The sequence below is a fragment of the Desulfobacula toluolica Tol2 genome, assembly GCF_000307105.1.
Lineage (GTDB): Bacteria > Desulfobacterota > Desulfobacteria > Desulfobacterales > Desulfobacteraceae > Desulfobacula > Desulfobacula toluolica.
This window is the reverse complement of record NC_018645.1, coordinates 1,244,165-1,255,603: the sequence shown is the minus strand read 5'-3', so window position 1 is coordinate 1,255,603 and position 11,439 is coordinate 1,244,165. Positions and strand designations below refer to the sequence as shown.

Genomic DNA, 11,439 nt, shown 5'->3' with positions numbered 1-11,439 from the left:
AGTCAATTATGAAGAATCTTATTCAACAATCTGTTAACGACAGTATCACAGTAAAAAAAGAATTTTTCTCCGATAATATTGAAAACATTGAATCCTGTGCCTCCATAATGGCAGCAGCTCTGAAAAAAGGCAGAAAAATACTTTTATTCGGAAATGGCGGCAGTGCAGCAGACTGCCAGCATATTGCCGCAGAATTTGTCAACAGATTCAGGATGGAAAGAAAACCGCTGGCAGCCATTGCCCTGACCACTGATACATCCGTTATCACCAGTATCAGCAATGACTATTCTTATGAAGATATTTTTTCCAAACAGATACAGGCCCTTGGAAAAAAAGGAGATATTGCCCTTGGCATCTCAACTTCCGGAAATTCTCCAAACATTATCAAAGCGGTTAGGCAAGCAAAGCAAATGGAGATTTTGAGTGTTGGTTTCTCAGGAAACAATGGCAAATTAAAACAATTGACAGATATTTGTTTTTGTGTTGATTGCGACACAACAGCAAGGATACAAGAAGTCCATATCCTGCTGGCCCACATACTGTGCGACCTGACGGAAAGGATAATGTTCAATGAGTGATTCATTCAAAAAATTGGATTTTGGCAGGCTTAAAACCTATTCCATCAAGAATAGACACAGTAAAGTGAATATAAAGGACTTTTCAATACCGTGGAAAAAAGGCAATAATTTTTCAGATTTTCTTGCAGGTCTTCCCTCCATTCTGGCCGGAAATGATCTGCGCTCCGTGATAGACGCCATCAGCCGTGCTGCAAAACAGAACAAACAGGTCTGTTTTGCCATGGGCGGTCATGTCATCAAAACCGGCATGTCTCCCATTGTGATTGATCTGATGAAAAAAAATGTTTTTACCATGCTCTCCATGAACGGGTCCGGCATTATCCATGACCTTGAAACCGCCATGACGGGAATGACTTCGGAAGATGTGGCACAATCAATCGGCAACGGCAGTTTTGGAATGGCAAAAGAGACATCAGCCTTTCTCAACCAGGCCATAAAAAATGCAGCAAAACATGGCATTGGACTGGGAAAAGCTGTAGGAGAGCTGATCCTTGAAAAAGACCTTACCTATAAACATTTGAGTTTGACAGCATCCGGAGCTGCCCTTGATATTCCCGTGACCGTTCATGTGGCCATTGGCACTGATATCATACATATGCATCCCGATTTTGATGCAGCGGCCTGTGGCGCAGCCTCCCATTATGATTTCAAGCTGTTTGCCTCACAGATAACAGGTCTTGAAAAAGGCGTGTTTATCAATGCCGGATCTGCCGTCATCATGCCTGAAGTTTTTCTGAAGGCCGTGACCCTGGTCAGAAACCTGGGCCATACGCTGGATGATTTTACAACACTCAATCTTGATTTTATCCGCCATTACAGGCCCATGACCAATGTGGTGAACCGCCCCACCCTTGGCAAAGGCAAGGGGTTCAGCATTGTCGGGCACCATGAAATCCTGATACCCCTTATCGCAGCAGGCATCATTGAGTCCATATAACAGACACGGGCAGACCTGGTCTTTCGCTCAGATTTGCCCACAACAAAAATTGAAAGTCTTTGTATGATTTTTTTACGACTTTCAGATAAAAAAACATTTTTACCTATTAATAAACGGTAATGTTCAGATAGACAGGCTGTTGTATGTGCTTTGGCTGATAAGCGGAGCTAAAAACCGGGAGTAATTATTGCACTGGTCTGCGTTGTTTTCCGGAAGCTGAAGGGTATCATTTTGTTTGACAAACAAAAAATGATGAAGATTTGATTCCAACGGATTGTTCTGATAAAAATGCCTGCATTTTTCCTCCACCTCATGCAGGTTTAACCTCATTGCAATGGCAGGATTTCCGTTCACTTTGGGGTGTGCCTTGATTTCTCCTTGCCCGATTTCTTCAAACAGCAAAATTTCTTTATAGACCAGCGCATGCTTCGGATTAACGGTAATTACCAGATCATCCAGTTTAAGATGTTCCATGGCATATTTGAGCATGATCTTGTTGCCGTGCATTAAAATATTTTGTGATCCGTCCCTGAATTCAGGATGTGTGGCAAGGCATCCCACCTCACCGATCATTCTGCCCTGAGATCTCAGATGATCCAGTTCTTTTTTATAAATCCGGTCCATGGGCAATCTGTTTGATGAATCAGGAAAAAGGCTGACCGTAAAAACCACTTGTTCCTTTTTTTTACCTATAAATACAATGGTTTTCTCAAAAAAATGATTTTCAAGGATTCTGCATGGACAGGATGAATCATCAGCATTAACATACCCCTCTTCAATATATACATCCTGAACGAGTTTTAATGCGGCAAAATAGTCTTTGATACAACTTGCAGGTTTAAAATAATATTGAGCCATTTTAAATTCATCTATCCTGATCAGTTGTCTCAAGTCCGCATTTTGAAATGATTCTTTATTAAATTTAGTCATAACTACCTTTTCCCTTGATTTGTTAATCTGTAACCAGAGCCTTGTGAAACGGTATTTTCCCGAATCCGATATTTGTCTTAAAGACATTGTTCAAAGCTTGATATTACATTATAGCAATAACAATACCAGAAGGTTGATTCGATGCATAAAACTTAGAAAAGGCTTGTTATGTTTAAATTAAGATATTATGATTTCAGACAGTTAAAAGAAGAGCTGACAATAAAAACATTTCAGGAAGCAGGAAAAAAGGACAGATGGAAAACAAGAAATTTTCTCAAAAGCGTATGAAAAACAATCCAATTCATCCTATTATTGGTATAAATACTTGAAAATATTAATAATATCTATATATTAATCAGCGTATGAAAAACAATACATACAAAAACCGCTGTGTGACATTATTCCCGGCAATCAATTGCAGAGAGCCGGATTTTGTAAACATGTATGGAAATCACTACACCATATCCCTGAAGTCTTCGGCCTTTACCCCGCATTTTTTCATCAGGTCATAAAAATCCGCCCTGTATTTACCGGCAAGCTTTGCTGCCCGGCTCACATTTCCTCCGGTCAGCCGAAGCAGCTGGATGATATAATTTCTCTCAAAATCCAATTTTGCTTCTTTAAACGGTTTTAGTTCATCACAAAGGTCTTCCGGGTCCAGCATGATCAGATCCTGTGAGATGACAGGATTTTTGGACATGGCAACACAATATTCCACAACATTTTTCAATTCCCGGACATTCCCGGGCCAAGGCGCGTTAACAAGTTTTTTCATGGCAGCCGATGAAAACTGGCTGACATTTTTTTTCATCTGCTGCCTGAATTCATTTAAAAAAAAATGGGCCAGGATTGGAATACAGTCCCGTCGTTCCCTCAACGGAGGCAGGGTTATTGGAATAACATGAATCCTGTAATACAAATCTTCCCTGAAATTTCCTTTGGATACTTCATCAAATAAATTTTTATTGGTGGCAGCAATGATACGGGCCTCAAATTTGATTTTTTCATTACCCCCCAGCGAATAGAATTCATTTTCCTGCAACACCCTGAGCAGCTTGGCCTGTATGGATACCGGTATTTCCGTTATCTCATCAAAGAAAAAAGTCCCGTTCCGGGCCTGCTGCAAAAAACCTTTCTTGTTTTTTACAGCACCTGTAAACGCCCCTTTTTTAAAGCCGAAAAGTTCACTTTCAAACAAAGATTCAGGAATAGCAGCGCAATTGATGGCAATAAAAGGACCTTTTCCCCTGGTCCCTGACACATGAATGGATTTGGCAATCAGCTCTTTGCCGGTGCCGCTTTCACCTTCAATCAATATATTGGAATCTGTCCCGGCTGCCTGAACAATTTTTTTGAGAACGGTTTTCATATTTTCATCTTTGGCAATAATATTTTCAAACCCGAACTTTTCAGATACCATGCCGCGCAGCTCTTTGACTTCCTTTGTTAATTTGTTTTTTTCAAGACATCTTTTGACATGCTGAATCAAATCAGAATCTTCAAACGGCTTTGTAAGATAACTGTAAGCTCCTTTTTTAATTGCAGATACAGCCTTGTTGATGGTGCCGTAGGCCGTCAATATGATTACGGGCAGATCTGGGTCGATTCTGTTGAGCGCTTCCATCAGTTCAACGCCGTTTTCATCTTTTAATTGATAATCAATAATGGCAAGGTCAAAAGAATCATCAGTTGCCGCCCCCAGGGCATCCGACCCGTTTGATACATCAGTCACCCTGTATTTTTCCGCCTCAAGCCTCATTTTAAGCACTTTGAGCAAAGAAAGGTCATCATCTACTATTAATATGTTTTCCAATTTAAAATCCCAAAGTTATAAAGTTTTGTTAATCACCGGTATAAATTTTTTAGCCGGGTGATATAGGTCAGGCCGGATCAGGTTTATCGATAATCTTATTCGGGTTCAAATCAATTTGCTTTAACTGCTCAATCTGCTTTTGAAGGCGTTTTTTTTCATTTTCAAGAAGCTTTAATTTTTCAAACACCTTCTCCATATCATCCAGTTGTTCTTGTTGAACATCTGCTTTCTTTTTAAGAGACCCTGCCTTCAGGGTCAAAGCCTTTATCTTCTCTTCCTTTAAAAGAAGTTCCCTGATAAAAGCCTGCTTTTTTTTTTCATCCTCCATGATCCTTGTCAGCAGGTCGGATATGATCCGTGTATTTTCAATATAATTGGATAAAATAATATCATTCATACCGGAAACACTGCTGTAGTATTCCAAAATGCGTTGAGTTTCCCTTTCAGCTGATTGAAAATCCATGTCCGAAACCAACCTCTGTGTAGCAATCAGATATTTTTTTTCATTAGTATCAATGGAATATGGCAATTCCCGCAAAAAGACAGCATGCAGACAACCGGATAAAAACAAGCCAATCACAATGCAGCAGGCAAAGTAACCAATATTTTCGTACCTTTTGAATACCGGCTTTGCGCCCATATGTTTCCCCCATGTGCCTTGATGATATATTTTGAAATCGAAAGCCCAAGCCCTGTTCCCATTCGAGTGCCAAGACCATTGTCAATTTGTTTGAATTTATAAAAAATCTTGTCAAGATTTTCAGGTTTTATTCCAGGCCCGTTATCCTCTACAGTTAACATCAGATTTTTACCTGAATCCTGAGAAAAGCATTGGACATCGACCTTACCCTTTACCGGCGTAAATTTCAGGGCATTGCCGATCAGGTTATCCAAAACTTCTATAATCCTGTTTTCATCAATATAAACGTCCGGAATATTCGGTAAAGGTGGAAAAAATTCAAGGTCAATCTGTTTTTTTTGTGACAATGGTGCAAGTTTCAAAATTGATTTGCGGACAACATCAGGCAAACTGAGCCTTACACAATTGTATTCCATACGGTTTGCTTCCATTTTAGAATAATCCAGAATTCTCATAACCGAGTTTAAAAGCCGGTTGCATTCTTCATGAATCAGACAAAACAATTCCTTTAGTTTTTGTGGGTCATCCGAGTAGAATCCCTTGGACAGCATTGCGGACGCTTCTTTTATTGAAGTGACCGGTGTTTTCATCTCGTGAGACACATGGCTTACAAAATCAGCCTTTAAGCTATCCAATTCTTTTAACCTGCAGCACATTGCATTAAAATGCAATGACAAATCCTGAATTTCTTTCGGGCCTTTGATCGTATGGATTTCCTCGAAATCTCCCTGGGCAATTTTTTCGATTTTTTTTTGAAGGCGAGTGATGGATTTAGTAATTGACTGAGTGTTGAAAGTTGTTATTATCATCCCTAAAAAAACGGTCAACACCGTAGTAAAAACCGTGACAATAATAATCTGATGGGTCATCTTGCTGGACAAATTTGTTTTGTCGGTAATAATACTCCTGGTAATGGCAAGAATTTTTTTCAAATCCCCGGCTGTGGTGTTAATATCCGGTCCATTTTGCGTTAAAAAAAAATCAATATTGATTTTTTTACCGATTATCACCTGTCCTGCGTTTTCCTCAAACCGTTCCAAATAACGTTCAAACGATGCAAGAGATTCGGAAAGCAGATGTTTTTGTTCGTCTGTCTCCATAATATCTGCAATTGTTTGGAAATCTTTTTCCAGATTTATTTTTACTTCTACAAACCTATTGTAATAATCAATATCCCTGGATACAAAATATTTTTCACCGAATTTGACAAGTGAAGCAAACGAATCCAGAAGACGATCACCAACAATGAGGCTTTCCTGATTTTTAACGACAATTTCCCGGGTAAGTTTCTGAAGTCTGGTAAGATTGAAAAGCACAACACTGCCAAGCGTAAAAATAAGCAAAAGGATGATAATATTTCCGATCACCAGGCGTTTAAATATAGTAAATGGCATCATAAATTAATTAGTTTAATATCCATCGGGAAACAAAAATTATTTATTGAGGGCTACAGATTTGTTTATCAGGAATCACAGAATAAACAAAAAATATTATTTTTGCAAGAAAGATCAAGACTTGAAAATATTCAAATAAATCCTTATATTAGAAAGCTTACGTAAACAGGAATAACATGAGGTAAAAAAATGCCAATTTATGAATATAAGTGCAACACTTGCGGCAATAACTTTGAAACTCTTGTGATGGGCAGCACAAAACCTGAATGCCCCTCTTGTGACAGTCAGGATCTATCAAGATTGATGTCTGCCTGCGGTTTTGTTTCAAAATCATCCGGGCCTGGCGGTGAAACCCAGGTCAAATCTTCTGCTTCATCTGCATGCAGCGGCTGTTCTTCTTCCAATTGTTCTTCCTGCGGGATAGGTTAGGCTTTCATGAAAAAAAACATATGCATCGGTACCAGAGGAAGCATGCTTGCCTTGTGGCAGGCCAATTTTATAAAATCAGAAATTGAGCGCCTTTTCCCTGATCTGGAAGTTGGATTAAAAATCATTAAAACAACCGGGGACCAAATCACGGACCGGCCCCTTGCCATGGTGGGAGGAAAAGGGTTGTTTGTCAAGGAAATCGAAACTGCACTCTTGAATAACGATATTGATCTTGCCGTCCACAGCATGAAAGACATGCCGGGTGAACTCCCCCAAGGGCTTATCATTGGTGCTATTCCAAAAAGAGAAAACCCGTTTGATGTTCTCATTTCAAACGGCAGCCGCATGCTTGCCGAGTATAAAAAAGGGGCAAAAATCGGCACTTCAAGTCTCAGGCGCGCCTCCCAGATAAAGCATATCCGTCCTGATCTGACCATTGAATCCATCCGGGGTAACCTGGATACCCGGATCAAAAAACTGAAATCCGGCGAATATGATGCCATTGTACTGGCAGCAGCAGGTCTTATCCGCCTTGAACAGGAAAGTCAAATCACCGAATACCTGGACGAAACCATAATGATACCGGCTGTGGGACAAGGTGCTTTGTGCATTGAAACAAGAGCAAATGATGACGACATTGCATTGATCATGGAAAAACTCGACCATTATGACACAAGAATATGTGTGACCGGCGAACGGGCATTTCTAAAACAAATTGAGGGTTCCTGCCACATCCCGGTGGCCTGTTTTGGTAAAATTGAGAACAATAACGTGGTTCTGACTGCGGTCGTCGCTTCTGAAGACGGCAAAGAACTGATTAAAGAGCAACTTGTTTCCCCAATGGATAAAATGGAACTAAATGGCCGAATACTTGCCGACAAGGTTCTTGAAAAAGGCGGAAAAAAAATATTGGAGAGTTTGAATTCAAATGACGCATAAGACTGGCAAAGTATATCTGATTGGTGCAGGTCCCGGTGATCCTGGTCTTTTAACAATTAAGGCAAAAGAATGTATCGAAACCGCAGATGTTGTGGTCTATGATTATCTTGCATCGCCTTTTTTACTCAATTACGCCGGAAAAGATGCCCAGATTATTTATGTAGGGAAAAAAGGGGGCGATCACACTCTTTCCCAGGATAAAATCAACCAGCTGCTGGTGGACAAAGCCAAACAGGGATTTGATGTGGCCAGGCTTAAAGGCGGTGACCCGTTCGTGTTTGGCCGTGGGGGAGAAGAAGCTCAGATGCTTCTGGGTCACGGGGTGCCCTATGAAGTGGTTCCAGGGGTTACCTCTGCAATCGCAGCACCCGCCTATGCAGGAATTCCGGTAACCCACAGAGACCACACCTCTTTTGTATCATTTATTACAGGCCATGAAGATCCCACCAAAAAAGACACCAGTATGCAATGGGATGTGTATGCAAAATCCAATGCAACCCTTGTGTTTTTGATGGGAGTTAAAAATCTTGCAAATATTGTAAAAAACCTGATTGAACACGGCAAACCATCCGACACACCCATTGCTCTGGTCAGATGGGGAACAACGGCCCGTCAGCAGACCGTTACCGGCACCCTTGAAACAATTGTTGAACAGGTACAGCAGGCAAAGCTCAAATCTCCATCCATTATCATCATAGGCCATGTGGTCTCTTTGAGGAATGAACTGGCCTGGTTTGATAAAAGGCCATTGTTCGGCAAACGAATTGTGATCACCAGGGCCCGTGCCCAGGCAAGCGATCTTGTTTCAAAGCTCTCAAAACTTGGGGCCAACTGTATTGAAATTCCGACCATCCAAATTACCGCTCCTGAAGATACCTCACCATTAAAAGCATCCGTTGAAAATATCAAAAATTATGACTGGCTTATCTTTACCAGTGTCAATGGGGTTAAATTCTTTTTTGATACTTTGTTTGACATGGGCAAAGACGTGAGAGTGCTGGGACACCTTAAATTCGCCTGTATCGGTCCTGTAACCAAAGAAAGGCTGAAAGATTACGGCATTATCAGTGATATTTTGCCAAAAACCTATAGAGCCGAAAGTGTAATTGATGCATTCTCCTCTGTTGAGATAAACAACAAAAAAATATTGCTCCCAAGAGCAAAGAAAGCCAGGACAATCCTGCCTGAAGAGCTGACAAAAATGGGTGCAAGGGTCGATGAGGTTATTGCCTATGAAACCCGGCTTGCAAAGGGAGGAAAAAAAGAGTTGATATCCCTTCTGGAAAAAAATGAAATTGATGCAGTAACCTTCACCAGTTCTTCCACAGTATCCAACTTCATGTCCCTGCTTGAATCAAAAGACGCCAAAAAACTTTTAGCAAATGTCGTGACAGCCAGCATTGGACCCATCACATCGGACACGGCAAGATTACTTGACATCAAACCGGACATTGAAGCCAAAGAGTATACCATTCAAGGGCTTGTGGATTCATTGTCATCATATTATGAAAGCTGTGAATAAAAATGATTGCCGGAAACCGTACCATTAATTATCTTCGTATATCAGTCACAGACCGGTGCAACTTCAGGTGCCGATACTGCGTTCCATCCACACCCTTTCATGTGATCGAACATGAAAAAATTGCCAGGTATGAAGAAATCCTAAGAATTACCAGGCTTGCCTGTGAACTTGGCATAACAAAAGTCAGGATTACCGGGGGAGAACCTTTTGTAAGAAAGAACATCTTTTCATTCCTGAAAAAATTGTGTGCCATTGAAAGCCTGAAAGATATTTCCATTACCACCAATGGATCATTGCTGACCAGGGAAAAAATAAAAGAGCTGATCTCTTTTGGTATCAAACGGCTTAATTTCAGTCTTGACACTCTGGACCCGGCCAAATTTGCAGTGATCACCGGCAGGGACAGATTCAATCAAGTCAGGAACGCCATTTTCACGGCCCATGAACTGGGCATATCCCCTATAAAACTCAATGCCGTTATCTTAAAGGGAATTAATGATGATGAGATTGAGAAACTTACGGCTCTGACAATCAAGTACCCGTTTCACATCCGCTTCATTGAATACATGCCCATGGGAGATTCTGCAGTTGAAAAACAACAACAGATATTATCCGATGAAATCAAAGAAAAAATTGAATCTGAATTTGGAAAACTTTTGCCTGTCCAACGCACTGGAAATGACGGCCCTGCAAAAAAATTCCAGATTGACGGGGCAAATGGAATCGTAGGTTTTATAACCCCCATCAGCTCTCATTTTTGCAGTGAATGCAACCGGTTGAGGCTTACATCAAGGGGGACATTAAGGCCCTGCCTGTTAAACAACTATGAAAAAGACATTATTGATCCACTTAGAAACGGTGCGTCTGACAATGAATTAAAAGAGATCATTCTGTCTGCCCTGAAAAAGAAACCATCATTTCACGGCTTAACTGATCACTCCGGCAACGACATCCCCATAAGTCACATGACGTCTATTGGCGGATAATTCTTTATCTTTTGTCTTTTTTGCGAATGGTGTAAAAAAAATTAGATTATTTTGAACGTTTTTATTTTCCCGGTGTCAATGGTTAATAGAAGGCAATTGTTTTGCAACTGCTTTTTTTTCATTAACCCAAGACGGAGGATAAAAAAATGAAAAAAATAATCGCCATAACAACCGCTGTAGTTCTATTTGCATGCTTATCCACGGTATCTGCCCATGCAGGGTCTGCAAGGCGTCATACCATTGAGGGATTCATGCTGGGCACAGGCGTTGCTATTTTAAGTGCAGCCATCATCAACGAAATCAATCATGACTCAAAACCTTATTACACAAATCACTATGCAAGGTCGGACAGAAATCATCATACCGGATATGCCAACCAGCATAGAGACACCCATCAACATAGATACGCCCATAAAAACAGACATGATGGAAATTTCATATCAACTGGCCCCAAAGGTCATTGGGTGATTGAAAAAATATGGAAACAGCCGGTTTATAAGAAAAAATGGAACCCCGGCCATTATAACCGCAGGGGAAAGTGGATAAACGGCAGGTATAAAAAGTTTCTGGTAAAAGATGGGTATTGGCAAAAAACAAAAATTTGGGTGAGATATTAACTGAACATACAGCTTATATATATCTGTAGGCTAATATAGACGCAACAACTGATTTATTGTGAACAAACCAAAAGCAACTGCAGACAATACAGATGAACAGGATCTGGTTAAAAGGCTTAAAAAAGGTCAGCCCTGGGCTTTCGAGGTTCTTGTCAACACATACCAGGACCGGCTCTTAAAAATTGCCTATGGTATCACCCTTGATCATGAGGAGAGCCTGGAGATCGTACAGGATGTGTTTATCAGCGTATTTAAGAATATCCGGACCTTCAGGCAGGATGCAGGCCTTGTCACATGGCTCAGAAAAATCACCATAAATCAGAGTCTGAACTGGAAAAGAAAGTGGAAAAGACGATTCAGGTGGCATCATGATTCCATAGAATCGGAAAATGATAAAGACCTTTTTATGGAAAACAAAAAAAGCAATGATCCGGAAACGCAATTTGAAAAAAAACAATTTGAAGAAAATCTTATGAAAGCCATCCGAAAACTGCCGGAAAAAATACGGCTGGTTTTTGTTCTGAATGTTTTTGAAGGACTTTCATACGAGCAGATTGCCAAAACAATCAATATTAAAAAAGGAACGGTCAGTTCAAGGATTCATTTTGCCAGAAAAAGTCTTATCAAGACTTTGGAATCGAATAAGTGAAAGGT

Annotated in this window: 12 protein-coding genes; 8 read left to right on the top strand and 4 right to left on the bottom strand. The window is 40.5% G+C overall.

The window, feature by feature from the left end; translation table 11 throughout:
* The first annotated feature begins 8 nt into the window (after positions 1 to 8).
* Positions 9 to 578 carry a D-sedoheptulose-7-phosphate isomerase gene (locus TOL2_RS05845; protein WP_014956589.1) on the top strand — a complete coding sequence of 190 codons (570 nt, stop codon included), beginning with the start codon at positions 9 to 11 and terminating at the stop codon, positions 576 to 578.
* Entirely contained in the window at positions 571 to 1,515 is a 945-nt protein-coding gene (locus tag TOL2_RS05840; RefSeq protein WP_014956588.1) for a hypothetical protein, read from the top strand. Before TOL2_RS05845 ends, TOL2_RS05840 begins: the two co-directional genes overlap by 8 nt.
* A gap of 123 nt (positions 1,516 to 1,638) precedes the next feature.
* Here the strand turns inward: TOL2_RS05840 and TOL2_RS05835 are convergent, their stop codons facing one another.
* The 4 genes from TOL2_RS05835 to TOL2_RS05820 form a co-directional block, all read right to left on the bottom strand.
* Positions 1,639 to 2,445 (bottom strand): N-acyl amino acid synthase FeeM domain-containing protein, encoded by an 807-nt coding sequence (locus TOL2_RS05835; RefSeq protein ID WP_014956587.1) that lies wholly within the window; start codon positions 2,443 to 2,445, stop codon positions 1,639 to 1,641.
* 454 nt (positions 2,446 to 2,899) lie between these two features.
* Positions 2,900 to 4,258 (bottom strand): sigma-54-dependent transcriptional regulator, encoded by a 1,359-nt coding sequence (locus TOL2_RS05830; RefSeq protein ID WP_014956586.1) that lies wholly within the window; start codon positions 4,256 to 4,258, stop codon positions 2,900 to 2,902.
* Positions 4,259 to 4,325: 67 nt separating this feature from the next.
* The gene (locus tag TOL2_RS05825; protein WP_148278064.1) at positions 4,326 to 4,721 is read right to left on the bottom strand and encodes a hypothetical protein; all 396 of its coding nucleotides are present in this window, start codon (positions 4,719 to 4,721) and stop codon (positions 4,326 to 4,328) included.
* Between the two features lie 113 nt (positions 4,722 to 4,834).
* Positions 4,835 to 6,295: a sensor histidine kinase gene (locus TOL2_RS05820; protein ID WP_232508083.1), complete on the bottom strand. Its 1,461-nt coding sequence runs from the start codon at positions 6,293 to 6,295 to the stop codon at positions 4,835 to 4,837.
* Between the two features lie 186 nt (positions 6,296 to 6,481).
* Between TOL2_RS05820 and TOL2_RS24035 the strand changes: the two genes are divergently transcribed.
* The 6 genes from TOL2_RS24035 (at position 6,482) to TOL2_RS05795 (ending at position 11,434) form a co-directional block, all read left to right on the top strand.
* Positions 6,482 to 6,721: an FmdB family zinc ribbon protein gene (locus TOL2_RS24035; RefSeq protein ID WP_083863478.1), complete on the top strand. Its 240-nt coding sequence runs from the start codon at positions 6,482 to 6,484 to the stop codon at positions 6,719 to 6,721.
* A gap of 6 nt (positions 6,722 to 6,727) precedes the next feature.
* Positions 6,728 to 7,660 carry a hydroxymethylbilane synthase gene (hemC, locus tag TOL2_RS05815; protein ID WP_014956583.1) on the top strand — a complete coding sequence of 311 codons (933 nt, stop codon included), beginning with the start codon at positions 6,728 to 6,730 and terminating at the stop codon, positions 7,658 to 7,660.
* Positions 7,650 to 9,182, top strand: a complete 1,533-nt coding sequence (gene cobA, locus TOL2_RS05810) for a uroporphyrinogen-III C-methyltransferase (protein WP_014956582.1) — start codon at positions 7,650 to 7,652, stop codon at positions 9,180 to 9,182. Before hemC ends, cobA begins: the two co-directional genes overlap by 11 nt.
* A 2-nt stretch (positions 9,183 to 9,184) precedes the next feature.
* Positions 9,185 to 10,168: a GTP 3',8-cyclase MoaA gene (gene moaA, locus TOL2_RS05805; RefSeq protein WP_014956581.1), complete on the top strand. Its 984-nt coding sequence runs from the start codon at positions 9,185 to 9,187 to the stop codon at positions 10,166 to 10,168.
* A 146-nt stretch (positions 10,169 to 10,314) separates the two neighbouring features.
* On the top strand, positions 10,315 to 10,785 hold the full coding sequence (locus TOL2_RS05800) for a hypothetical protein (protein ID WP_014956580.1): 471 nt from the start codon (positions 10,315 to 10,317) through the stop codon (positions 10,783 to 10,785).
* A gap of 58 nt (positions 10,786 to 10,843) precedes the next feature.
* Positions 10,844 to 11,434 carry an RNA polymerase sigma factor gene (locus TOL2_RS05795; protein WP_014956579.1) on the top strand — a complete coding sequence of 197 codons (591 nt, stop codon included), beginning with the start codon at positions 10,844 to 10,846 and terminating at the stop codon, positions 11,432 to 11,434.
* Positions 11,435 to 11,439 lie beyond the last annotated feature (5 nt).

Excerpts from the sequence above, each read along its gene's own strand:
- TOL2_RS05820 (WP_232508083.1), bottom strand. The coding sequence starts at position 6,295 with ATGATGCCATTTACTATATTTAAACGCCTGGTGATCGGAAATATTATC.
- cobA (WP_014956582.1), top strand. The coding sequence starts at position 7,650 with ATGACGCATAAGACTGGCAAAGTATATCTGATTGGTGCAGGTCCCGGT.
- TOL2_RS05845 (WP_014956589.1), top strand. The coding sequence starts at position 9 with ATGAAGAATCTTATTCAACAATCTGTTAACGACAGTATCACAGTAAAA.
- moaA (WP_014956581.1), top strand. The coding sequence starts at position 9,185 with ATGATTGCCGGAAACCGTACCATTAATTATCTTCGTATATCAGTCACA.
- TOL2_RS05835 (WP_014956587.1), bottom strand. The coding sequence starts at position 2,445 with ATGACTAAATTTAATAAAGAATCATTTCAAAATGCGGACTTGAGACAA.
- TOL2_RS05800 (WP_014956580.1), top strand. The coding sequence starts at position 10,315 with ATGAAAAAAATAATCGCCATAACAACCGCTGTAGTTCTATTTGCATGC.
- TOL2_RS05840 (WP_014956588.1), top strand. The coding sequence starts at position 571 with ATGAGTGATTCATTCAAAAAATTGGATTTTGGCAGGCTTAAAACCTAT.
- hemC (WP_014956583.1), top strand. The coding sequence starts at position 6,728 with ATGAAAAAAAACATATGCATCGGTACCAGAGGAAGCATGCTTGCCTTG.
- TOL2_RS05825 (WP_148278064.1), bottom strand. The coding sequence starts at position 4,721 with ATGGATTTTCAATCAGCTGAAAGGGAAACTCAACGCATTTTGGAATAC.
- TOL2_RS24035 (WP_083863478.1), top strand. The coding sequence starts at position 6,482 with ATGCCAATTTATGAATATAAGTGCAACACTTGCGGCAATAACTTTGAA.